The sequence below is a fragment of the Streptomyces sp. NPDC022552 genome, assembly GCF_055561875.1.
Map to the genome: position 1 here is coordinate 416,794 of NZ_JBVHGJ010000005.1, position 21,011 is coordinate 437,804.

Genomic DNA, 21,011 nt, shown 5'->3' on the forward strand with positions numbered 1-21,011 from the left:
CGCGGACAACCCCGAGGAAGGCCTGCGCACGCATGCGAATTCTGTTGCTGTCGCACTCCGACACCGACCTGCTCAGCGCCCGCGCGGCCGGCGGGCCCGTCGCGTACCGCTTCGCCAACCCCTCCCGTCTCGCCCTGGACGACCTGCCCGGGCTGCTGGAGGACGTCGACCTCGTTCTCGTACGGCTCCTCGGCGGTCTGCGTGCCTGGGAGGAGGGCCTGGAGGCCCTGCGGACGGCGGAGAAGCCGCTGGTCGTGCTCTCCGGGGAACAGGCCCCCGACGCCCAGCTGATGGAGGCCTCCACCGTCCCCGTCGGCGTCGCCACCGAGGCGCACGCCTACCTGGCGCACGGCGGCCCCGGCAACCTGGAGCAGCTGGCCCGCTTCCTCTCCGACACCGTGCTGCTCACCGGCCACGGCTTCGACGCCCCGGCCGCCGCGCCCACCTGGGGCCCGCTGGAGCGGACGGCCCGCACGGCCGACGGCCCGACGGTCGCCGTGCTCTACTACCGCGCCCACCACATGAGCGGGAACACCGCCTTCGTCGACTCGCTCTGCGAGGCGATCGAGGACCAGGGCGCCCGCGCCCTGCCGCTCTACGTCGCCTCCCTGCGTGCCCCGGAGCCGGAGCTGCTCGAGACCCTGCGCGCGGCCGACGCGATCGTCACCACCGTCCTCGCGGCCGGCGGCACCAGGCCCGCCGAGGCGCAGGCCGGCGGCGACGAGGAGGCGTGGGACGCGGGCGCCCTCGCCGCCCTCGACGTACCGATCCTGCAGGCGCTCTGCCTCACCGGCTCGCGCGCCGCCTGGGAGGAGAACGACGAGGGTCTCTCCCCGCTGGACGCCGCGAGCCAGGTCGCCGTGCCCGAGTTCGACGGCCGGCTCATCACCGTCCCGTTCTCCTTCAAGGAGATCGACGAGGACGGGCTCCCGGCCTACGTCGCCGACACCGAGCGCGCCGCGCGCGTCGCCGGGATCGCGGTACGGCACGCCCGGCTGCGCCACATCCCGAACGCCGGGAAGAGGCTCGCCCTGGTCCTCTCCGCGTACCCGACCAAGCACTCCCGGATCGGCAACGCGGTCGGTCTCGACACCCCCGCCTCCGCCGTCGCGCTCCTGCGCCGCCTGCGCGAGGAGGGGTACGACTTCGGCCCCGTCGAGGAGATCCCGGGCCTGGTCTCGGGCGACGGCGACGAGCTGATCTACGCCCTGATCGAGGCGGGCGGCCACGACCAGGACTGGCTGACCGAGGAGCAGCTGGCGAAGAACCCCGTCCGTATCCCGGCCGCCGACTACAAGCGCTGGTACGCGACGCTCCCCGCCGAGCTGCGGGAGGCCGTCGAGGAGCACTGGGGCCCGGCGCCGGGCGAGATGTTCCTCGACCGGTCCCGCAACCCCGAGGGCGACATCGTCCTCGCCGCCCTGCGGCGCGGGAACCTGCTGATCCTCATCCAGCCGCCGCGCGGCTTCGGCGAGAACCCGATCGCGATCTACCACGACCCCGATCTCCCGCCGTCCCACCACTACCTGGCCGCCTACCGCTGGATCGCGGCGCGCGCAGAGGACGGCGGCTTCGGGGCGGACGCGATGGTCCACCTCGGCAAGCACGGCAACCTGGAGTGGCTGCCCGGCAAGAACGCGGGCCTGTCCGCCGCCTGCGGCCCGGACGCGGCGCTCGGCGACATCCCCCTGGTCTACCCGTTCCTGGTCAACGACCCGGGCGAGGGCACGCAGGCCAAGCGGCGCGTGCACGCGACCCTGGTCGACCACCTGGTGCCGCCGATGGCGCGCGCCGACTCGTACGGCGACATCGCGCGCCTGGAGCAGCTGCTCGACGAGTACGCGCAGATCTCCTCCATGGACCCGTCCAAGCTGCCCGCGATCCGCGCGCAGATCTGGACGCTGATCCAGGCGGCGAAGCTCGACCACGACCTCGGGCTCGAGGACCGTCCGGAGGACGACGGCTTCGACGACTTCCTGCTGCATGTCGACGGCTGGCTGTGCGAGGTCAAGGACGCGCAGATCAGGGACGGTCTGCATGTCCTCGGCGGGGCCCCGGCCGGTCCCGAGCGCGTGAACCTGGTCCTCTCGATCCTGCGCGCCCGGCAGATCTGGGGCGGGACGCAGGCGCTGCCGGGTCTCCGTGAGGCCCTGGGTCTTGACGAGTCCGCCGCGACCCGGACCACCGCCGACGAGGCGGAGGCGACGGCGCGCGAGCTGGTCGAGGCGATGGAGGCGGCGGACTGGTCCGTGGACGCGGTCGCGGAGGTCGCCGCCGCGTACGGTCCCGACGTCGCCGCCGTGCTGCGCTTCGCCTGCGAGCAGGTCGTCCCGCGGCTCGCCGCCACGACCGACGAACTCGCGCACGCCGTCCACGCGTTGAACGGCGGCTTCGTCCCGGCCGGCCCCTCCGGGTCTCCGCTGCGCGGCCTGGTCAACGTGCTGCCGACCGGCCGCAACTTCTACTCCGTCGACCCCAAGGCCGTGCCCTCCCGCCTCGCGTGGGAGACGGGCCAGGCGCTCGCCGAATCGCTCCTGGAGCGCTACCGCTCCGACAACGGAGAGTGGCCGACGTCCGTCGGCCTCTCCCTCTGGGGTACGAGTGCGATGCGCACGGCGGGCGACGACGTGGCCGAAGCCCTTGCCCTGCTGGGCATCCGCCCGACGTGGGACGACGCCTCGCGCCGGGTGAACGGCCTGGAGCCGATCCCGCTCGCCGAGCTCGGCCGCCCGCGCATCGACGTCACGCTGCGCATCTCGGGCTTCTTCCGGGACGCGTTCCCGCACGTCATCGGGCTCCTCGACGACGCCGTGCGGCTTGCCGCCTCGCTCGACGAGCCGGCCGGGGACAACTTCGTACGGGCGCACGCGCAGGCCGACCTGGCCGAGCACGGCGACGAACGGCGCGCGACGACCCGGATCTTCGGCTCGCGGCCGGGTACGTACGGCGCGGGCATCCTCCAGCTGATCGACTCGCGCGACTGGCGGACGGACGCGGACCTCGCCGAGGTGTACACGGTGTGGGGCGGATACGCGTACGGCCGTGGTCTGGAGGGCCGTCCGGCGCGCTCGGAGATGGAGACGGCGTACAAGCGGATCGCCGTGGCCGCGAAGAACACGGACACGCGCGAGCACGACATCGCCGACTCGGACGACTACTTCCAGTACCACGGCGGCATGGTGGCGACCGTCCGCGCGCTGACGGGCACGGCCCCCGAGGCGTACATCGGCGACTCCACCCGCCCCGAGACGGTCCGCACCCGGACCCTGGTCGAGGAGACCTCGCGGGTCTTCCGCGCCCGGGTGGTGAACCCGAAGTGGATCGAGGCGATGCGCCGCCACGGCTACAAGGGCGCGTTCGAGCTGGCGGCGACCGTCGACTACCTCTTCGGCTACGACGCGACGACGGGTGTCGTCGCCGACTGGATGTACGACAAGCTGACGGAGACGTACGTCCTCGACCCGGAGAACCAGGCCTTCCTGAAGGAGGCCAACCCCTGGGCCCTGCACGGCATCGCGGAACGCCTCCTGGAGGCCGAGTCGCGCGGCATGTGGGAGAAGCCGGACCCGGAGACCCTGGCGGCCCTGCGCCAGGTCTTCCTGGACACGGAGGGCGATCTGGAGGACGGCGGCTCCGAGGGCTAGGCCGTCACGGGGGCCGGGGCCGGGGACAGTTCGAGCCGGCGGCCCCGGAAGCCCGCACGGATGCGGCGGTCGTGGGTGACGATCACCAGGGTGCCGGGGTAGGTGGCGAGGGCGGCCTCCAGTTCCTCCACGAGGCCGGGGGCCAGGTGGTTGGTCGGTTCGTCGAGGAGGAGCAGGTCCGCCGGGCGGGTGACCAGGCGGGCCAGCTCCAGCTTGCGGCGCTGTCCCGTCGACAACTCCCGTACGGGCGTGGTCAGATCGGCCGCCCCGAAGAGCCCGAGCCGGAGCAGCTCCTCCTCCCGGCCCGCCCCGAACGCCGCGGCGACCGTGCGCGGGTCGTCCGGCAGCGCGGCGTCCTGGCGGAGCATCCCGACCCGGGGCGGGACCGTCACCGTCCCGCCGTCGGGGGCGAGTTCGCCCGAGAGGACCTTGAGCAGCGTGGTCTTGCCCGCGCCGTTCGGGCCGGTGACCAGGAGGCGTTCGCCGGGGGCCAGGTGCAGGGAGTCCAGGCGCAGCCTGCCCTCCACCCGTACGTCCGTCAGCGCGACCGCGCCCGCGTGGCCCTCGATGTCCGCCGTGAACCGCAGCGGGTCCGGGGGCGGCGGCACCGGGTTCTCGGTGAGCCGGTGGAGCTTCTCCCGGGCGGCCCGGATCCGGCTCATCGCGCCGTGCGCCCGTGACCGGGCCCGGAACGCGCCCGCACCGCTGAAGGACGCCGGGGCCTTGCGCGGGATGGCGGAGAAGCGGTCGATGTTCGCGTCGGCGAGCGCCGAGTGGCGGGCGGTCTCGGCCCGCCACTCCTCGTACTCCCGCTCCCAGCGGGCCCGTTCGGCGGCCCGCCCGGCCAGATAGCCGGCGTAGCCGTTGCCGTACCGGCGCACTGTGCGCTGCTCGTGGTCGACCTCCAGGACGGCGGTGGTGACCCCGTCGAGGAAGGCCCGGTCGTGGGTGACGGCGACGACCGTCCCCCGGTGGGTGCGCAGCCGCTCCTCCAGCCAGGCCACGGCCTCGTCGTCGAGGTCGTTGGTCGGCTCGTCGAGCAGCAGCAGTTCGGGGTCGGCGGCGAGGGTCGCGGCGAGCGCGAGGCGCGAGCGCTGCCCGCCGGAGAGGGTGCCCAGGGGGCGGTCGCGGTCGAGCGGTGCCCGCTCGCCGAGCTGACGGAGCGTCGTCTCGACCCGCCGGTCGGCGTCCCGCCCGCCCCGCGCCTCGTACGCGGCGAGGAGCGCGGCGTACGTGTCCAGATCCCCGGTGCGCGCGAGCGCCGCCTCGGCCGCCCGGATCGCCCGCTCCAGCTTCCGTACGTCGGCGAGCGCGAGGTCGACGGCGTCGCCGACGGTCGCGGTGCCGGGGAGGTCCAGGGTCTGGGCGAGGTGGCCGAGACCGCCGGGGGAGTCGACGGTGACGGTGCCGTTGTCGGACGGCTCCAGGCCGGCGAGGAGCCGCAGGAGGGTCGACTTCCCGGAGCCGTTGTCGCCGACGACGCCGACGCGTTCGCCGGGCCGGACGGTGAGGGAGACGCGGTCGAGGACGATCCGGTCGTCGTAGCGCTTGGTGACGTCGGTGAGATGGACACGGAACAAGGGCGGATCCTTCGTCTGGACGACAGGGGAGAAAGCAATACGAGACGTCTCGTCTCGTTATGACGACCATAGGGGACCGCTCGCGATTCCGCAAGACGTTGCGTCTCGTCAGTCCCCGGAGCGCTCGCCCAGCACCCGCACGGCCTCCACGATCAGCTCCCAGAAGCCCGCGACGTCGACCTCCATCCCCACCTCCGCGTTGGCCGGGCGGCCCGTCACCCCCAGCAGGTCCACCACTGTGGCGCCCCGCGTGTACGTGCCCGTCAGCTCGACCGACACCGCCGCCCGCACCAGGCTGATCAGCGACGGATCGATCAGATGCGCCACGGTCAGCGGATCGTGCAGCGGCGGCGTGTCGAAGCCGAACACCTCGCGGTACGTGCCGGCGAAGTACGTCAGCAGCTCGACGCAGAGCCTGGCCAGTGGCGTCCCGAGCGCCGCGATCCGGGAGACGACATCGGCGGTCGCCCGGGCCTGGTGGGTGGCGTTGAGCCCGAACATCGTGATCGGCAGACCGCTGGAGAAGACGATGTCCGCCGCCTCCGGATCGCAGAAGATGTTGAACTCCGCGGCCGGGGTGGTGTTCCCGCGTCCCGTCGAGCCGCCCATCAGCACGATCCGCTCGATGCGCGGGGTCAGTTCCGGGTGGGCGATCAGAAAGGTGGCGATGTTGGTCAGCGGCCCGGTCGGGACGAGCGTCACGGGTGCGGGGTGCGCGAGCAGGGTGTCCCGGATCAGGGTGCGGGCGTCGCGCGGGTCCTGCGGGACGTCCGGCTCGCCGTCGCCGAAGCCGGGGCCGTCGAGCCCCGAGCCGCCGTGGATGTTCTCGGCGACGAGCGGCGCCCCGTGCAGCGGGCGGTCCCTGCCGGCCGCGATCGGCACCCCGCGGATCCCCGCGACGGAGCACACCCGGCGGGCGTTGAGGGTGGTCTTCTCCACGGTCTGATTGCCCGCCACCGTGGTCACGGCCAGCAGGTCGACGGCCGGATGGGCGGCGGCCAGCAGGATGTTGAACGCGTCGTCGTGACCGGGATCGCAGTCGAGGATCACGGGTACGGGCATACGTCCACCGTCCCACACGACCGCCCGGCCGTCACGACTCCCGGCCGCGTCGCGCCGCCCTCGGAGCTCCCGGGCGGCCCGCGTCCTCCAGGGGCGTCAGCCCAGTGTCCGTACCGGCGCACCCGCCAGATACGCCTCGATGTCCTCCACCGCCTGGCCGAAGTAGCGGTCGTAGTTGCCCCGCGTCACATACCCGAGGTGTGGCAGCGCCAGGACGTTCGGCAGCGTGCGCAACGGGTCGTCGGCCGGGAGCGGTTCGGTGGCGAAGACGTCGAGTCCGGCGCCCGCGATCCAGCCCTCGCGCAGCGCCCGCAGCAGCGCCTCGCCGTCGACCAGGCCCGCCCGTGAGGTGTTGACCAGGTACGCCGACGGGCGCATCGCCCGCAGTTCGGGCTCCCCGATCAGCCCACGGGTCCGCTCGGAGAGCACCATGTGCAGCGACACGACGTCCGCGCGCTCCATCAGCTCCCGCTGGTCCGGCACGTACGCGACCCCGTGCCCCGCCGCCCGCTCCGCCGTCAGGTTCGGGCTCCAGGCGGCGACCTCCATGCCGAAGGCGAGCCCGACCCGGGCGACCCGGCCGCCGATCTTGCCGAGGCCGACGAGCCCGAGCGTCCGCCCGGACAGGTCCGCGCCCACCGTCGACTGCCAGGGCCCGCCCTCGCGCAACGCCTGCGCCTCGGCCCGTACCTGCCGGGCCAGGCCCAGGATCAGCGCCCAGGTCAGCTCGGCGGGCGGCTCGGAGCTGCTGGCCGTCCCGCAGACCGTGATCCCGAGCGAGGCCGCCGCCGTCAGGTCGATGGAGGCGTTGCGCATTCCCGAGGTGACCACGAGCCGCAGCCGGGGCAGCCGCCCCAGCAGCTCGGCGTCCAGCGGTGTCCGCTCCCTCATGACGACGAGGATCTCGCAGTCCTCGACCGCCGCGACCAGCGCGTCCGGGTCGGTCAGGTGCTCGCGCAGGACGCGTACGTCGACGCGGTCGGCGAGCGGGCTCCAGTCGGCGGAGGACAGGGCGACGCCCTGGTAGTCGTCGAGTACGGCACAGCGCAGCTTCATGCCCCATGATCGCGCGGCCGGGCGATCGTACGACAGGGGTCGGCGTCCCGCCTCGCGGTGCTGCGGCACCCGGGTGACGGCCCCCGATCGGCCCACGCTCGGCCCCGCTCGGAGCGACAATCCCACCACCCGGTCGGAGACTTGGCCCGATGTGCCCGTGCTCCAGGCATACGGCTCCGTACGGTCTATCTCAACGCCCTGCCCGACACCGTCTCGCAGGCCGCCGCCGGCTCGGTCTACGACGCCTTGATCCGGCTCCTGCGGACGACGGTCCGGATGGTCGTGACCCTCGGGGTGGTGCTCGCCGTCGCGGCCTGGCTGTCCGGACCGGGCCGGTCCGCCACGGTGGTCCGGCAGCTGTGGCGCTCGGGCATCGCCGCGACCCGCGCGACGGCCGACCGGTTCGGCATGCGCACGGGCCCGGTCGGGCCGTTCTTGCGGCGGCATCGAGCGTGGGTCACCTGGATCCTGGTGGCGGCGGCGATCCTGGCGTACGTCCTCTGGAGCCACCCCACGGGGTGGGTGGTGCTGGGCCTGGCGCTGGCGCTGCTGTTCGCGCTCGCGGTGGCGGAGTTCCTGGCGGACGAGCCGGAGGGGACGGAGGGCACGCCCGACCACTCCACGAAGGGTCCGGGCGGGACCCCTGTCCCGGGCGGCACCCCCACGCCGGGCGGAGCCACACCGCCGGGCGGGGCGCCGTGATCACTCGCCGACACGGACCAACGCGAGGGTGATGTTGTCCGGCCCGCCCGCGTCGATGGCGGCCTTCCACAGCTCGAAGGCCGCCCTGCCGTCGTCGTGGACCCGCAGCAGCTCCTCGATCTCGTCGTCCGGCACCGGGTCGGTCAGCCCGTCGCTGCACACGAGATAGCGGTCGCCGGAGGAGAGCGGGAAGGCGGCGACGTGCGGGGTGACGGCGTTGAACGTGAGGCTGCCGCCGAGGGTCTGGGTGACGGCCGAGGTGGTGCGGTGCCCGGGTGCGGGCGGCGGGCTGTCGTCCACGCTGACCTGGCGCAGCTCGTCCCCGGCCGCGTGGAAGACCTTGCTGTCGCCGACGTTGAACGACAGCAGCGACCCCTCCAGGACGAGCGTGCCCGCGACCGTCGTCCCCATGGTGGCCAGTTCGGGGCGGCCGTCGGCGGCCGCGTACACGGCACGGTTGCAGAGGTTCAGCGCCTCGCCGACGGTCTCCGTACCGTCGAGCGAGGGCCCCAGCGCCGCGAGCCGGCGGACGACCAGGGCACTGGCCACCTCGCCGGCCGGCTGGCCGCCGAGCCCGTCGGCGACGGCGACGAGGAGCGGTCTGTCCACCGGGAACACCAGGGTCTGGGGACTGTCGGTCACCGTTCCGCACAGGGTCCACGGCCCGACGACGAGGCTGTCCTCGTTGTGCTCGCGCAGCAGCCCGGCATGGCTGAGCGCGGTCACGGCTATGTACGGCGTCACGGCATCCCGCCTCCTCACGCCACGTACCCCCATTGTCCCGCGAGGCCCTCCCGCGTGCGGAGGCGCGGTGCGGGTCCACGACGTGTTCCGCGGGTACGACGTGTCCCACCTGGACGACCCGGCATGCGGCGCGCGCCCCGCCGTCGCACGCTGGTCCTGAGCCGCCCGCCCGCAGGGGAGGCCGAGGAAAGGACGTCCGTCGATGTTCGCGAGGCTGAGCACCTACCAGGGGTCACCGGTTCCGCCGGACGGCGACCTGACCGCCAAATCGGAGGCGATCGTCAAACAGGTCGAGAACCTCCCCGGCTTCCGGGGCGCGTACTACCTCGTGGACCGGGTGACGGGAAAGTCGAGGTCGCTGACCTTGTGGGCGGACGAGGCGTCGATGGTGGAGAGCGAGGAGGAGGCGGCGCGGGTACGGCTCGAGTCGTCCCACCGGGAGGGCCAGCGGGTGGTCTCGGTGGACCACTTCGAGGTGGCCTTCGTCCGCCTGGCGCCCTGACGGGACGGGCGCCGCGGCGGGACCGGTGTCAGCTCGCCGCCCGCTTGACGAGCGCGGCGACGAACGCCTCGTCGTCGGCGGTGAGCCGCGTCAGGGCGAAGGCGGTCGGCCACATGGTGCCCTCGTCGAGGTTGGCGGGGTCGTTGAAGCCGAGGGTGGCGTAGCGCGCCTTGAACTTCGCCGCGCTCTGGAAGAAGCAGACGACCTTGCCGTCCTTGGCGTACGCGGGCATCCCGTACCAGAGCTTGGACGTGAGGTCCGGCGCGGCGGTCTTCACGATGGCGTGGATCCGCTCGGCGAGGACGCGGTCCGCCTCCGGCATCTCGGCGATCTTCGCGAGCACGTCGCTCTCGCCGTCCGTCTTGGCCGCGCGCGGGCTGCGGGTGGCCTTCTTCAGCTCCTTGGCGCGCTCTTTCATCGCGCCCCGCTCCTCGTCCGTGAAACCGTCGTAGGACGTGGCGGCGGCGTTGTCGCTCTTCATGGCGGGTCCTCTCGCAATGCGTGGTCGGGGCAGTTCCGGAGGGGATACGTGCAGGGTGGTGCGTGCTCGGTGGTGCGTGCTGGTCACCGCGTGCCGGGTACGGCCGGTGTTCAGGTCCGGCTGGTCGCCGAGGCGGGCTCCCAGGCGAACCCGTCGGGGTCGGTGAAGGCCCCGGATCCGCCGTTCAGCACGATTCGGTGCGAGCCCGTGCCGTCGACGGGGACACCGACGTCCTTGGCGAGGGCGCGGCGCCCGTACAGGGCGAGCTTGACGGGCCCGGATCCGGCGGCGAACTCGACGTACTTGCGGCCGAAGCTCTTCGCCACGGTGAGGCCCTGTTCTACGTAGAACTGCTTGGTCTCGGCCACGTCCGTGGCTCCGAGCAGGAGCACGATCTGCTCGATCCGCCGGGTGGCGGGGCCGGTGTCCTTCTTCGCGGACGTCGCGATCTTCCAGATGGCGCCGTCGGGCGCCCGGACGACGCCGGCGTAGCCCCAGAAGGACTTCGACGCGGGCTTCAGCGCCGTGGCACCCGCGTCGACGGCGGCGTCGACGAAGGCCCTGACGTCGGCCGGCTGGGAGACCGTGAGCGACAGCGAGAAGCCGCGGAAGCCGGTGCTCGGGGCGTCCGAGGCCCGCAGGCGGATCTGGTCGGCGAGGCCGAAGGCGGTGTAGAAGCGCTCGGCGGCCGCGATGTCGGCCACCTCGAGGGTGACGGTGTCGATGGAGTTCATGACTGCCACGCTAGTGACGGCACGGGTACGAGTGCTTCTCGATTCCTGACCGTTCCGGTCGCCTGTTCCGTCACGCGTGTCGGCAGCCGCGCAGCACCGACCGCCGCACCCTCCGCCGACCGGCGGCGGTAGTCGCCGGGCGCCATGCCGACCAGCTCGGTGAAGCGCGCGCCGAAGGTGCCGGGCGACGAGCAGCCCACCTCGGAGCAGACCTCGGTGACGCTGAGGTCGCGATGGCGCAGCAGCGCCATCGCGCGCTCGACGCGCCGCGTCATCAGGTACGCGTACGGCGACTGGCCGTAGGCCTGCCGGAACTGGCGGCCGAGATGCCCGGCCGCCATGCCGGCGCCACGGGCGAGCGCCTCGACGTCCAGGGGCCGCGCGCACTCCCGGTCGATCCGGTCACGGACACGGCGCAGCCGCGCGAGGTCCTTCAGGCGCTGCGCCGCGACGAGCGCGCTCATCCACGCGGGATGGCACATGGGGGAACTCCCTTCCGGGCGTACGGTTCAGCGGACTTCCTGGATGCGGACGAGGTTGCCCGCGGGGTCGCGGAAGGCGCAGTCCCGCACGCCGTACGGCTGCTCGGTCGGCTCCTGGACGACGTCGACGTCCCCGGCCTGCACCTTCTCGAAGGTGCCGTCGAGGTCCGGGGTGGCCAGCAGGATCCAGCCGTACGTGCCCTTGGCCATCATCTCGGCGATGGTGCGCCGCTCGTCCTCGGTGATCCCGGGGTCGGCGGCCGGCGGCGCGAGGAGGATGGAGGTCCCGGGCTGCCCGACGGGCCCGACGGTGATCCAGCGCATCTTGCCCTGCCCGACGTCACTGCGGACCTCGAAGCCGAGGACGTCCCGGTAGAAGGCCACGGCGGCGTCCGGGTCGTCGTGCGGGAGGACGGTGGTGTGAATGGTGATGTCCATGCCCACCACGCTAGTTGGGCCGGTGGCCCACCGCTTCTCGATTCCTGACCGACGTGCCGCGCCCTGCCCCTGTCGGATGTGCGGGGGGACGGAGTCCGGCAGCCCGGGACTCCGGCGACGACGCTGAGTACGGTGGACCGCGATCACTTCTTCCCACGAACGGAGCACCCCATGGCAGAGCACGGTTCCCCGGTCGACGTGGTCTCGGATCCGGTCGGCCGGGTGGTCGGCGGCCGGGCGGACGTCCGCGACGACGACTGGGGAGAGGTCTCCGCGGTGATCCGCCTGGACGAGCGCTTCGGGCCGGAGGCCCTCGCGGGCCTGGACTCCTTCTCGCACGTGGAGGTCGTCTACCACTTCGACCGCGTGCCGGTGGAGAAGGTGCAGACCGGCGCCCGTCATCCGCGCGGCAACACCGACTGGCCGCTGGTCGGCATCTTCGCCCAGCGTGGCAAGAACCGCCCCAACCGGCTCGGGGTCTCCCGCTGCAGGCTGCTGCGCGTCGACGGACGCGACGTCCATGTGCGGGGCCTCGACGCCGTGGACGGCACCCCCGTCCTCGACATCAAGCCGTACATGTCCGAGTTCGGCCCCCGCGGCGCCGTCACCCAGCCGGACTGGGCCACCGAGATCATGCGCCAGTACTACTGAGCCCCGCCGGGCAGTACGTCACGCCCCGCCGGGGCCCGGGCGCCAGGCCGTGGGGCTGTCGGCGCCCACGACGGGTTCGTTCGCCTCGGACCATGTCCCGGGCCGCGCTCCGGGCCGGGCCGCGGGCCGTGCCTCGGGACCCGTCTCCGCCCGGTCGAGCTGCTCGTCGAGCGCCATGGCCGCGGCGATCAGCGCGAGATGGGTGAACGCCTGCGGGAAGTTGCCCAGTTGCTCGCCGGACGGGCCGATCTCCTCGGCGAACAGCCCGACATGGTTGGCGTACGTGAGCATCTTGTCGAAGGCGTACCGGGCCTGGTCCAGCCGCCCGGCGCGGGCCAGGGCCTCCACGTGGAGGAAGCTGCACAGGTTGAACGTGCCCTCGGAGCCGCGCAGTCCGTCGGGCGACGCCGCCGGGTCGTACCGGTGGACCAGACTGTCGCTCACCAGCTCCCGGTCCATGGCGTCGAGCGTGCTGAGCCAGGCCGGGTCCCGTGGGGAGAGGAAGCCGACCCGCGGCATCAGCAGCAGCGAGGCGTCCAGGACATCGGTGTCGTAGTGCTGTACGAACGCCATCCGCTCCTGGTTCCAGCCGCGCTCGAGGATCTGCTTGAAGACCATGTCGCGGGTGTGCAGCCAGCGCGCGAGGTCCGCCGGGCGGGAGTACGCGGTGGCGAGCCGGATGCCCCGGTCGAACGCGACCCATGTCATGAGGCGGCTGTACGTGAAGTTCTTCCGACCGCCCCGGGTCTCCCAGATCCCTTCGTCGGGCCGGTCCCAGTTGTCGGCGAGCCAGTCCAGTACGTCGCTGAGCGCCTTCCAGCCACGGATGGCGCCCATGTCCTCGCCCTGAGCCAGAGCGTCGGCGGCCTCCCCGTAGATGTCGAGCTGGATCTGGTCCGCCGCGGCGTTGCCCGCGCGTACCGGCGCCGAGCCCCTGTACCCCTCCAGATGGTCGAGGACCTCCTCGGAGAGGTGGGGGTCGCCGTCGATCCGGTACATGATCTGCAACGGGTCTCCCGATCCGCTCCCACCCGCCTCGATGCGGTCGCGCAGCCAGTGGCGGAAGGCGTCGGCCTCCTTCACGAACCCCAGGTCGACCAGGGCCCGTACGGACAGGGAGGCGTCGCGGATCCAGGTGTAGCGGTAGTCCCAGTTGCGCTCGCCGCCGATCTGTTCGGGCAGTCCCATGGTGGCGGCGGCGATCGGGGCGCCGCTCGGGGCGTACGTGAGCAGCTTGAGCGTGATCGCCGAGCGGTTCACCATGGTGCGCCAGCGGCCGCGGTACGTGGAGGAGCGCAGCCATGAGAGCCAGAACGCGCGGCAGGACTCCAGCTCGTCGGCGATCTCGTCCATGTACGGGGGGACGGGGGCGGGTTCGCCGCCGGCCACGCTCGTCAGTACCACCGCCGCCATCTCGTGGGCGGTGAGCGTGAAGCCGGCTGTGATGTCCTCGCCGTCCGCCTCGAGGGCGAGGGGGGCGGTGGCCTGGACGTGCAGGTCCGTCCCGGGCCCCTGGAACACGACCGCGCGGCCGTCGGTCCGCGCCAGGGTGTGCGGGGCACGTCCGTAGTCGAAACGCGGGCGGCAGCTGAAGGTGAACGGCAGGCTGCCCCGGACCACGCGGGCGACCCTGACCAGGGTGTGCCGGTCGCTGGGGGTGGCGCTCTCGATCGGACGCATGAGGTCGGCCACTTCGCCGACACCGTCGGGGCCCATGAACCGGTTGACGAGGACGGCCGTGTCCGAGAGGTACAGCTGGCGGACCGTCGCGCTCTCCTCGCCCCGGAGGTCCGCCGCGAACCGGCACTCGCCGCCGCGTTCGCCGTCCAGGAGGGAGGCGAAGACGCTGGGGGAGTCGAAACGGGGGGTGCACCACCAGTCGATGGTGCCTCCGGAAGCCACCAGCGCGGCGGTCTGGAGATCGCCGATCAGGCCGTGGTCGGCGATGGGCGGGTAGGCGGTCACGTGCCCTCCTTCGGCAGGGCGAGAGGCTCGGGCGACCCGGGCGTCGAGCCTGCGCCCGCGACGGACACGCGTCCCCACGTCGCCCACCCCTCTCACAGCGTGCGCCCCGGCACAGCCCGCCGCACTCCGGGACGGGGCTGCGCGACGACGTGGTACCGATACCGGCGACGGGGACGGGCCGACTCGGCTCAGTCCTCGGCCGGCGGTGGGGAGGACTCCGCGGCGCGGCGGTATTCGGCGTTGATGCGCTGGGCTTCCTCGAGCTGGTCTTCCAGGACGATGATGCGACAGGCGGCCTCGATGGGGGTGCCCTGGTCGACGAGTTCCCGCGCGCGGGCGGCGATGCGGAGCTGGTAGCGGGAGTAGCGGCGGTGGCCGCCCTCGGACCGCAGAGGGGTGATGAGGCGGGCTTCGCCGATGGCGCGGAGGAAACCCTGGGTGGTGCCGAGCATCTCGGCGGCCCGGCCCATGGTGTAGGCGGGGTAGTCGTCGTCGTCGAGACGGCCGTACGAGTCGTCTGCTGTCATTTGCACCTCTCCGTGAAACGCGTCGAGGGGCCCTGGTGCCGTACGGCACCAGGGCCCCGAAGGAACTACTACACCACCTGCCGACCCCGATGACGCGTCGGCGTTCTGTGTCCGCTGCCCCGACCTGGCTGCTGTCGGGAATGCGGGGATCGCGGTTGCTTGACCGGAGACCACCTCACTTGTCGATGTCCTGCGGTACCCGGACCGTGACTTCCGCCCGGGCGATCCAGATGGCGCGGGTTCCTCCGTTCCTTCCGCTGCTGGTCACTTCGTACTGCACTCACGGGTACCGCAACTGCCATGACCGCGGTCCCGCTCCGGCGGCCCCTGATCACTGCGGGCCACCCGGTGCGGCTGTCAGTCCCGTCGCCGACCTGCAACAACGCTGGCTTCGAAACTCCACCGCCGCACCGCCCTGCCTACTGCACCTGCATGTACTGCCGGCCGGCAGTTCGTCTCTGCCAGGCCCCTGTTGTCTCTCTGGGGTACGTGAGAAACCATAGCCAGACCGATATCGAATGTCTACTGTCGCCAACATAGATTTTCGCGTTCGGCGGTGAGGTGATCGACGTCGACGTCGCCGTTCGACGGCGCACCGGCCGCGGCCATCCGTCGGGTCTCTGGCCGGAAGACGGTGGCGGCTCTTCCCGTGCGGTGGCACGTCCGGTCGGAGGTGGGGCGACCCGCGATAAAATCGGCTTTCATGTCGAAGCCTGACGAGCTGCTCGTTGACGTCGCCACTCTGGTGGAGTCCGGGCAGAGCAATCAGATGTCCCTGACCGTTGTCACCGGTGGTGCTGTCATCACCGGCCGGCTCGCTCCCGAAGCGGTGTGGAGGCGACGGGTGTCGGAGGTCCTGTCGGACTCGGCCCACCTGGGCGAGTTCTCCGCCGTCTTCACCGCAACGGCCCGGCGGGAAGAGCCGCCCGCGTATCTGCACTTCCATATGGCCCGGATCCTTCAGGGCCCGGTGGGTATCCCGGAGACGGGTGGGATGTACCGCGTCGCGATCGCGGACGTCAGCGCCTGGACGATGGGTGACTTCAGCTACTCCGATCACTGACTTCACGCCGCGTGGAAAAGCCACGGATACGCGGGAGGGCCCGACCGGCGCATGCCGGTCGGGCCCTCCCGGCCATTGGGGTGCCGGTTCGCGCTCTCGGTGGGGCGCGGTCGGACGGTCAGACCGCCAACGGGACGCCGAGCAGCGCGGAGGCGTGCTGGAGCGGGTCCGGTCCGGGGGCGGGCGAGGCGGACCGGGGCAGGCTGCGGCAGGTGAAGCCGAGCTTGGTCATGGCCCGCAGGACCTCGGCGGCTGTGAAATCGCGTCGGTCCTGGCGCGTGATGACCTGGCCGACCTGCTTGACGGGGTAGGTGCGGCGGCCGATGATCACGGACTCGCCGACGGCCTCCTCGGGCGTGACGCCCTTCATGGAGTCCAGGACGCCGCTCTTGGTGAGCTCGAACGGGAAGCGGGCGATGACACAGCGCACGATGCCTCACAGGGAGAGGAGAGGGGGGGAGGGTTCCGTGGTGAGGCGGATCAGCGGGCAAGGGCGAGTACGCCCGGGGTGCCGTCCTGTTCGTCCACGACGGACGAGGCGATGAGCCGCCGGTGGTGCACGGTGTGCTCGGCCGTCATGGTGGCGGGCGAGGTGAGCGGCGCGTCGTCGCCGGGGATGTCGAGGCCGAGGATGTCGCGCAGCTGGATCCGGTCCGTGTAGACCGGGCTGCGGCGGACGGTGGTGAGCTGTACCTGGGTGACCCGTCCGGTGCACAGGCCGTCGTTGTCGCAGACGAGCAGGTGACCGGTGCGGGCGCTGACCATGACGGACAGGGCCACCTCGACGGTCATGTCGTCACAGACCTGGGGTCCTGCCGTGTCCATGTCGTCGGCCACCGTCCCGTGGACGAGGGCGGCCTTCGCCGAGTGGGGCTGCATCTGGACGAGCGTCACAACGTGCCTCCTGCAGGACGGGTAGAGGGGGTCGGCTTCCGGGTCACGCGGTGTCAGGCCGCCTTGTCGACGGCGGTACGCCCCACGTTGCCGCGCCGGGCAGCCGAAGCGGGACGGCGCCGGCCGCGGGAGGCCGCGCCGCGCTTGCTCCGCTCGGCCGGCGGCGCGGTGATCGTGACGGGGATGCCGGAGGGGGCCTGGGCGCCCGTGATCCGGCGGAGCTCCTCCTCGCCGGAACGGACCTGGGTGGTCCGGGGCACGATGCCGGCGGCCGCCATGAGGCGGGTCATGTCGCGGCGCTGCTGGGGCGTGACGAGGGTGACGACGCTGCCGGACTCGCCGGCCCGCGCGGTTCGGCCGCCTCGGTGGAGGTAGTCCTTGTGGTCGGTCGGCGGGTCCACGTTGACGACGAGGTCGAGGTTGTCGACGTGGATGCCTCGCGCCGCGACGTTCGTCGCGACCAGGACGGTGACGTGCCCCGTCTTGAACCGGGTGAGGGTACGGGTGCGCTGCGGCTGCGACTTCCCGCCGTGCAGGGCCGCGGCCCGGACACCGCTGGCGAGGAGATCCTCGGTGAGGCGGTCCACGGCGTGCTTGGTGTCCAGGAACATGATCACCCGGCCGTCGCGCGCCGCGATCTCCGTCGTCAGCCGCTGCTTGTCGGCGCCCTGCACGTGCAGGACGTGATGCTCCATCGTGGTGACCGCGCCCTGGGAGGGGTCCACGGAGTGGACGACGGGGTCGGTGAGGTAGCGGCGGACCAGGAGGTCGACGTTGCGGTCGAGGGTGGCGGAGAACAGCATGCGCTGGCCCTCGGGGCGGACCTGGTCCAGGAGCGCGGTGACCTGGGGCATGAAGCCCATGTCGGCCATCTGGTCGGCCTCGTCGAGGACGGTGACGGCGACCTGGTCCAGTCGGCAGTCACCGCGGTCGATGAGGTCCTTGAGGCGGCCGGGGGTGGCCACGACGACCTCGACGCCACCGCGCAGCGCACTCGCCTGCCTCCCGATCGGCATCCCGCCGACGACGGTGGCCAGGCGCAGCTTCACGGCGCGGGCGTAGGGGGTGAGGGCGTCGGTGACCTGCTGGGCGAGCTCCCGGGTGGGGACCAGCACCAGCGCCAGCGGCTGACGGGGCTCGGCGTGCTGCCCGGCGGTGCGGGCCAGCAGGGCCAGGCCGAAGGCGAGGGTCTTGCCGGACCCGGTCCGTCCGCGGCCCAGGACGTCACGGCCCGCCAGGGAGTTCGGCAGCGTCGCGCCCTGGATGGGGAACGGAACGGACACGCCCTGCGCGGTGAGCGCGGCCAACAGGCCCCTCGGCATGTCGAGTTCGCTGAACGCCTCGACGGCGGGCAGAGCCGGAGTGATCGTCTTCGGCAGGGCGAACTCGCCCTGCACCGCGGCGGGCCGCCGGCCCTGACCACCCGAACGGCTCGGGCCTCCCGAACGGCTCGGGGCGGACGAACCGAAGCGGCTGCCCCGGACCGAACCGGTGGTGGAGCCGTACGCGTGGCCGCCGTTGCGGCGGGCACGGGAGGAACGGCTGTTCGTGCGTGTGGGGTTCATTCAGAACCTTCCTTGATACGGCGCGTATCGAGGAATTCCGGCGGCGTATGAACAGCGCGGGGAATTACAGGCACGGGCCGGAATGAAATGCGAGGTGAACTTGGCGTGCGAGGAATCAGCGACGGCGCAAGCGAAAAAAGGTGAGGATGCGTGGAAGGGGATCCAGCGCCTCGACGGGCACGGCTCCGACGAGCCGTGGTCCCTGAAGAATATGTTCCGCAGGTGAAAGCACTGCGGAATGCGTGCAGCTGGGGCCCGCACCCCGAGGGATGCGGGCCCCAGCTACGAATTGCGTGTGGGTCTCAGGCGGCGACGATGTTCTCGGCCGTCGGGCCCTTCTGGCCCTGCGCGATGTCGAAGGTGACCTTCTGGCCTTCCTGCAGTTCGCGGAAGCCCTGGGCGGCGATGTTCGAGAAGTGGGCGAACACGTCGGGGCCGCCACCGTCCTGCTCGATGAAGCCGAAACCCTTTTCAGCGTTGAACCACTTCACGGTGCCTGCAGCCATGTCATATCTCCTTTGGGCAGTACGCCGGTATCCGCACGGTGCGGATACCATGTCGCCGCGATGATGCCCTGCCCGGAAAAATGACCGGAAATACAAAGCGCTTCCTGTGGCCCGGAGGCCGACGGGAGGCGCTGAAGTTTTTTGGGTACCAAAACTGCAACCGACTTCGACAGTAGCACGCCGCAGTGGCTTCTGGGCGTCGGAAAATCTCCTCCTGTGCGCCGCGGTAAAAACTCTCCTCGCACGGGCCGTCAAATTCTAGGACGGCGAACACAGGTATTTCCTCGTCCCGGGTACAGCGTTTCGCCGGCGAGGAGGCCGTTCGCCGGTGAGGAGGTCGGTGGAGGCCGCCGCGCCGCCGCCTCGCCGGGGGTTTCCACGACTAGCCTCCGCAGCATGCTGCGCATCGTCGACGCCCGCACCGGTCACCTCGTGGAAATTCCCTCCGTGAGCCGCCATCTGCTGAGCATCTGCGTCCACCTGACGGCCGGCGACGCCGGGATCGGCATGGCGGATCTGCGGGCGCTGCTGGTCGGTGACGTACTGGCGCGCACGGCGGAGCTGCACGGCCTACAGTCCCGCACCTTCCTCGCCGCGCCGTACCTGCCGCCCGAGCAGGCCCGGATGCTTGATCGCGCCATGTCCGCCCTTGGCGTCCACCCGCCCGCCGCCGTGGGTGGCCACCATCCCGACGGGCCACTCCGCGCCGCTGCCGACGTCCACGTGGACGCGTCCGGGACAGCCGCACAGGACGCGGTCGACGGGGCCCGCCTCGACGTGGGCCGGGTCGAACCGGCAACCCCGGAGACGGGCGCCGCCTTCGCCCCGGAGGGAACCGACCCGCTGGCTGTGAGGATGCTGATGCTCGGCCACGCCTACCGCTCGCCGCTCACGGTCACCGGCACAGCGCTCGACGAAGCCGGGCGGAGGCTGGCGGACTGGCGGCGACTGGTGGCCGACTGGGCGGAGGAGCCGTCCCGCCCGGTCCCCGCCGATCTGCTGCGACACGCCCATGCGGTGCTGGCCGATGATCTCGACGTCCCCGCTGTCCTGGACATGCTGGGCACCGTGGCGACGCGCACCGACGTACCGTCCGGGTCCAAGTTCGAGACGTTCGCCCTCCTCGACCGCGTCCTCGGCCTGGACCTCGCGCGCGAGGTGGGTCACCAGCACAGGGCGGCGACGTGACGTCGGGAACGACCGCTCCTCACACCTCGTCGACGTGGGCGCCGGCGCGGGAGGGCGGTCTGCTGCTGGCGAGCCAGGAGAGGGTGGGTTCCGCGGCGGCGCCGGTGTCGACGGTGAGGTGGAGCCGTGTGCCGCCTTCGGGTACGGGGTAGCTGCGCTGTTCCGCCCCGGCGAAGGAGCGCCGGATCACTTCGGCGACCGCGCGGGCGGCTTCGGGGGTGGCGGCGACGATACGGATCTCGGCGTGTCCGGCCGAGGGCAGGCTCACGGTGTCGTCGGGGTACAAGGGGTGGTCCCTTCACGGGTGAGCGAGAGGCCCGCGGGCGGGTTGTCCCGGGTGTCGGGTGCCCCGCCCGCGGCCTTCGGCCGGAGGAATGGTCCAGTTGGTCAGGGCCAGGTGCCCATGAGCCGGCGGCGGGAGGCCTGCCCTGTCGGTGTGTGGTGGCTGTGGCCGGGTGGACGGGCGATGGCCGGGAACGGGTCGCTGTAGTGGTAGGCCGCGATACGTGCGTCGTGCTGGGCGTTGAGCCGGTGGATCAGGTGCATGCCGAGCGCGATCAGGACGGCGACTGCCGCGAGCGCGAGGAAGGTCTCCATGACGTCACCTCCGCGGGTTCCCGGGCACCATGATCATCCGCGCTCCGACGACCGGGTGCCGGAGCGGGGGCGTGGCCGAGCCGCCTTCGGTCTCCCAGGCGTCTTCGCTGCTTCGGGAGTCCCGCATACGGCGGCCGGTCGCGACCTCGTCGGACATCAGGACACCGGCGGTGAGGCTGCTGCCGGGGACGGCGGCGGCGGTCATGAGCCGTGCTGCTGCGGCGGGTTCGGTCTCGGGCGGGATCACCAGCAGGTCGCAGCGGCCGACGGTGTAGGAGAGCAGGATCATCTTGTCGGGATCCTGTTCGGTGAACCAGCCGACGTGCACGATGTGTCCGGTGGCGGGAACCTTGTGCGGGACGACGGGCCAGCGGGTGGGGTTCACCGTGACGCGTGTGATGCGTCCGTAGCGCCCCTCCAGCGCGTCGACCAGGGACGGAAGTTCGGCGGAGAGGTCACGCGAACGAGGCCACCAGGCCCCGTCCAGGAGGCCGGAGAGCGTGGTCTTCGGCGTCAGCGACAGGCGTGCCGGACGAGGGGGTGCGAAGGTGGTCATGACGCGGACCCGTCTCCGGGCCGCCCTGCAGGGCGGCCCAGTGTCTTGATCGCCGGAAACGACGTCCGCGTGGG

The 21,011-nt window shown here is 72.1% G+C and carries 22 protein-coding genes and 1 pseudogene; 6 read left to right on the forward strand and 17 right to left on the reverse strand.

The genetic code is table 11. The features are described from left to right. Positions 1–32 precede the first annotated feature (32 nt). On the forward strand, positions 33–3,644 hold the full coding sequence (cobN, locus tag ACZ3OF_RS17495) for a cobaltochelatase subunit CobN (protein ID WP_467305358.1): 3,612 nt from the start codon (positions 33–35) through the stop codon (positions 3,642–3,644). Here the strand turns inward: cobN and abc-f are convergent. The 3 genes from abc-f to ACZ3OF_RS17510 all read right to left on the reverse strand — a co-directional run bounded on the left by abc-f (position 3,641) and on the right by ACZ3OF_RS17510 (position 7,342). Further along, the gene (gene abc-f / locus ACZ3OF_RS17500) at positions 3,641–5,224 is read right to left on the reverse strand and encodes a ribosomal protection-like ABC-F family protein (protein ID WP_467305360.1); all 1,584 of its coding nucleotides are present in this window, start codon (positions 5,222–5,224) and stop codon (positions 3,641–3,643) included. The two genes, cobN and abc-f, sit on opposite strands and share 4 nt — an antisense overlap. A gap of 108 nt (positions 5,225–5,332) precedes the next feature. Next, positions 5,333–6,286, reverse strand: a complete 954-nt coding sequence (locus tag ACZ3OF_RS17505) for a nucleoside hydrolase (protein WP_361669857.1) — start codon at positions 6,284–6,286, stop codon at positions 5,333–5,335. Between the two features lie 96 nt (positions 6,287–6,382). Then, positions 6,383–7,342, reverse strand: coding sequence for a D-2-hydroxyacid dehydrogenase family protein (locus ACZ3OF_RS17510; RefSeq protein ID WP_361669855.1), 960 nt, complete (start codon positions 7,340–7,342; stop codon positions 6,383–6,385). Between the two features lie 177 nt (positions 7,343–7,519). Between ACZ3OF_RS17510 and ACZ3OF_RS17515 the strand changes: the two are divergent. Beyond that, positions 7,520–8,044, forward strand: a pseudogene (locus ACZ3OF_RS17515) (hypothetical protein); the annotation flags it as partial. Here the strand turns inward: ACZ3OF_RS17515 and ACZ3OF_RS17520 are convergent. Continuing rightward, entirely contained in the window at positions 8,045–8,821 is a 777-nt protein-coding gene (locus tag ACZ3OF_RS17520; protein WP_467305363.1) for a PP2C family protein-serine/threonine phosphatase, read from the reverse strand. It abuts the pseudogene before it with no gap. A gap of 169 nt (positions 8,822–8,990) precedes the next feature. Here ACZ3OF_RS17520 and ACZ3OF_RS17525 point away from each other — a divergent pair, with 169 nt between their 5' ends. Further along, positions 8,991–9,290, forward strand: coding sequence for a hypothetical protein (locus tag ACZ3OF_RS17525; protein WP_361435228.1), 300 nt, complete (start codon positions 8,991–8,993; stop codon positions 9,288–9,290). A 28-nt stretch (positions 9,291–9,318) separates the two neighbouring features. On the opposite strand, the gene ACZ3OF_RS17530 is transcribed toward ACZ3OF_RS17525, so the two are convergent. The 4 genes from ACZ3OF_RS17530 to ACZ3OF_RS17545 all read right to left on the reverse strand — a co-directional run bounded on the left by ACZ3OF_RS17530 (position 9,319) and on the right by ACZ3OF_RS17545 (position 11,425). Next, complete coding sequence (locus tag ACZ3OF_RS17530) at positions 9,319–9,771, reverse strand: iron chaperone (RefSeq protein WP_361669848.1); 453 nt, start codon at positions 9,769–9,771, stop codon at positions 9,319–9,321. Between the two features lie 110 nt (positions 9,772–9,881). Beyond that, on the reverse strand, positions 9,882–10,505 hold the full coding sequence (locus ACZ3OF_RS17535; protein WP_361669846.1) for a glyoxalase: 624 nt from the start codon (positions 10,503–10,505) through the stop codon (positions 9,882–9,884). Beyond that, positions 10,502–10,987, reverse strand: coding sequence for a helix-turn-helix transcriptional regulator (locus ACZ3OF_RS17540; RefSeq protein WP_361669844.1), 486 nt, complete (start codon positions 10,985–10,987; stop codon positions 10,502–10,504). Before ACZ3OF_RS17540 ends, ACZ3OF_RS17535 begins: the two co-directional genes overlap by 4 nt. A gap of 27 nt (positions 10,988–11,014) precedes the next feature. Then, on the reverse strand, positions 11,015–11,425 hold the full coding sequence (locus tag ACZ3OF_RS17545; RefSeq protein WP_361435224.1) for a VOC family protein: 411 nt from the start codon (positions 11,423–11,425) through the stop codon (positions 11,015–11,017). Between the two features lie 171 nt (positions 11,426–11,596). Here ACZ3OF_RS17545 and ACZ3OF_RS17550 point away from each other — a divergent pair, with 171 nt between their 5' ends. Further along, on the forward strand, positions 11,597–12,076 hold the full coding sequence (locus ACZ3OF_RS17550; RefSeq protein WP_467305368.1) for an SAM-dependent methyltransferase: 480 nt from the start codon (positions 11,597–11,599) through the stop codon (positions 12,074–12,076). An 18-nt stretch (positions 12,077–12,094) separates the two neighbouring features. Here ACZ3OF_RS17550 and ACZ3OF_RS17555 read toward each other — a convergent pair whose 3' ends face one another. Both ACZ3OF_RS17555 and ACZ3OF_RS17560 read right to left on the reverse strand, forming a co-directional pair. Next, positions 12,095–14,041, reverse strand: coding sequence for a glycoside hydrolase family 15 protein (locus tag ACZ3OF_RS17555; RefSeq protein ID WP_361669839.1), 1,947 nt, complete (start codon positions 14,039–14,041; stop codon positions 12,095–12,097). A gap of 188 nt (positions 14,042–14,229) precedes the next feature. Beyond that, positions 14,230–14,568 carry a MerR family transcriptional regulator gene (locus ACZ3OF_RS17560; RefSeq protein WP_361669836.1) on the reverse strand — a complete coding sequence of 113 codons (339 nt, stop codon included), beginning with the start codon at positions 14,566–14,568 and terminating at the stop codon, positions 14,230–14,232. Between the two features lie 703 nt (positions 14,569–15,271). Here ACZ3OF_RS17560 and ACZ3OF_RS17565 point away from each other — a divergent pair. After that, a complete protein-coding gene (locus tag ACZ3OF_RS17565) occupies positions 15,272–15,631 on the forward strand; it encodes a hypothetical protein (RefSeq protein ID WP_361669834.1) in 360 nt (119 codons plus the stop codon). Positions 15,632–15,749: 118 nt separating this feature from the next. Here ACZ3OF_RS17565 and ACZ3OF_RS17570 read toward each other — a convergent pair whose 3' ends face one another. The 4 genes from ACZ3OF_RS17570 to ACZ3OF_RS17585 form a co-directional block, all read right to left on the reverse strand. Further along, entirely contained in the window at positions 15,750–16,061 is a 312-nt protein-coding gene (locus tag ACZ3OF_RS17570; RefSeq protein ID WP_361669832.1) for an SCO5918 family protein, read from the reverse strand. Between the two features lie 50 nt (positions 16,062–16,111). Then, on the reverse strand, positions 16,112–16,525 hold the full coding sequence (locus ACZ3OF_RS17575) for a hypothetical protein (protein ID WP_361669830.1): 414 nt from the start codon (positions 16,523–16,525) through the stop codon (positions 16,112–16,114). A 53-nt stretch (positions 16,526–16,578) separates the two neighbouring features. Next, positions 16,579–18,090: a DEAD/DEAH box helicase gene (locus tag ACZ3OF_RS17580; RefSeq protein WP_361669828.1), complete on the reverse strand. Its 1,512-nt coding sequence runs from the start codon at positions 18,088–18,090 to the stop codon at positions 16,579–16,581. A gap of 302 nt (positions 18,091–18,392) precedes the next feature. Next, on the reverse strand, positions 18,393–18,596 hold the full coding sequence (locus ACZ3OF_RS17585; protein ID WP_156725637.1) for a cold-shock protein: 204 nt from the start codon (positions 18,594–18,596) through the stop codon (positions 18,393–18,395). A gap of 396 nt (positions 18,597–18,992) precedes the next feature. Between ACZ3OF_RS17585 and ACZ3OF_RS17590 the strand changes: the two genes are divergently transcribed. Then, positions 18,993–19,784, forward strand: a complete 792-nt coding sequence (locus ACZ3OF_RS17590) for a cysteine--tRNA ligase (RefSeq protein ID WP_361669825.1) — start codon at positions 18,993–18,995, stop codon at positions 19,782–19,784. Positions 19,785–19,803: 19 nt separating this feature from the next. Here the strand turns inward: ACZ3OF_RS17590 and ACZ3OF_RS17595 are convergent, their stop codons facing one another. The 3 genes from ACZ3OF_RS17595 to ACZ3OF_RS17605 all read right to left on the reverse strand — a co-directional run bounded on the left by ACZ3OF_RS17595 (position 19,804) and on the right by ACZ3OF_RS17605 (position 20,937). Beyond that, a complete protein-coding gene (locus tag ACZ3OF_RS17595) occupies positions 19,804–20,070 on the reverse strand; it encodes a hypothetical protein (RefSeq protein ID WP_361669823.1) in 267 nt (88 codons plus the stop codon). 101 nt (positions 20,071–20,171) lie between these two features. Beyond that, positions 20,172–20,381 carry a hypothetical protein gene (locus ACZ3OF_RS17600; RefSeq protein WP_467305375.1) on the reverse strand — a complete coding sequence of 70 codons (210 nt, stop codon included), beginning with the start codon at positions 20,379–20,381 and terminating at the stop codon, positions 20,172–20,174. Between the two features lie 4 nt (positions 20,382–20,385). Then, entirely contained in the window at positions 20,386–20,937 is a 552-nt protein-coding gene (locus tag ACZ3OF_RS17605; protein WP_361669818.1) for a DUF5994 family protein, read from the reverse strand. Positions 20,938–21,011 lie beyond the last annotated feature (74 nt).

Bases quoted from the DNA above. Each gene is read 5' to 3' on its own strand.
- cobN (WP_467305358.1), top strand. From the start codon at position 33: ATGCGAATTCTGTTGCTGTCGCACTCCGACACCGACCTGCTCAGCGCC.
- ACZ3OF_RS17505 (WP_361669857.1), bottom strand. From the start codon at position 6,286: ATGCCCGTACCCGTGATCCTCGACTGCGATCCCGGTCACGACGACGCG.
- ACZ3OF_RS17510 (WP_361669855.1), bottom strand. From the start codon at position 7,342: ATGAAGCTGCGCTGTGCCGTACTCGACGACTACCAGGGCGTCGCCCTG.
- ACZ3OF_RS17520 (WP_467305363.1), bottom strand. From the start codon at position 8,821: ATGGGGGTACGTGGCGTGAGGAGGCGGGATGCCGTGACGCCGTACATA.
- ACZ3OF_RS17525 (WP_361435228.1), top strand. From the start codon at position 8,991: ATGTTCGCGAGGCTGAGCACCTACCAGGGGTCACCGGTTCCGCCGGAC.
- ACZ3OF_RS17530 (WP_361669848.1), bottom strand. From the start codon at position 9,771: ATGAAGAGCGACAACGCCGCCGCCACGTCCTACGACGGTTTCACGGAC.
- ACZ3OF_RS17535 (WP_361669846.1), bottom strand. From the start codon at position 10,505: ATGAACTCCATCGACACCGTCACCCTCGAGGTGGCCGACATCGCGGCC.
- ACZ3OF_RS17540 (WP_361669844.1), bottom strand. From the start codon at position 10,987: ATGTGCCATCCCGCGTGGATGAGCGCGCTCGTCGCGGCGCAGCGCCTG.
- ACZ3OF_RS17545 (WP_361435224.1), bottom strand. From the start codon at position 11,425: ATGGACATCACCATTCACACCACCGTCCTCCCGCACGACGACCCGGAC.
- ACZ3OF_RS17550 (WP_467305368.1), top strand. From the start codon at position 11,597: ATGGCAGAGCACGGTTCCCCGGTCGACGTGGTCTCGGATCCGGTCGGC.
- ACZ3OF_RS17560 (WP_361669836.1), bottom strand. From the start codon at position 14,568: ATGACAGCAGACGACTCGTACGGCCGTCTCGACGACGACGACTACCCC.
- ACZ3OF_RS17565 (WP_361669834.1), top strand. From the start codon at position 15,272: ATGTCGAAGCCTGACGAGCTGCTCGTTGACGTCGCCACTCTGGTGGAG.
- ACZ3OF_RS17580 (WP_361669828.1), bottom strand. From the start codon at position 18,090: ATGAACCCCACACGCACGAACAGCCGTTCCTCCCGTGCCCGCCGCAAC.
- ACZ3OF_RS17585 (WP_156725637.1), bottom strand. From the start codon at position 18,596: ATGGCTGCAGGCACCGTGAAGTGGTTCAACGCTGAAAAGGGTTTCGGC.
- ACZ3OF_RS17590 (WP_361669825.1), top strand. From the start codon at position 18,993: ATGCTGCGCATCGTCGACGCCCGCACCGGTCACCTCGTGGAAATTCCC.
- ACZ3OF_RS17600 (WP_467305375.1), bottom strand. From the start codon at position 20,381: ATGGAGACCTTCCTCGCGCTCGCGGCAGTCGCCGTCCTGATCGCGCTC.
- ACZ3OF_RS17605 (WP_361669818.1), bottom strand. From the start codon at position 20,937: ATGACCACCTTCGCACCCCCTCGTCCGGCACGCCTGTCGCTGACGCCG.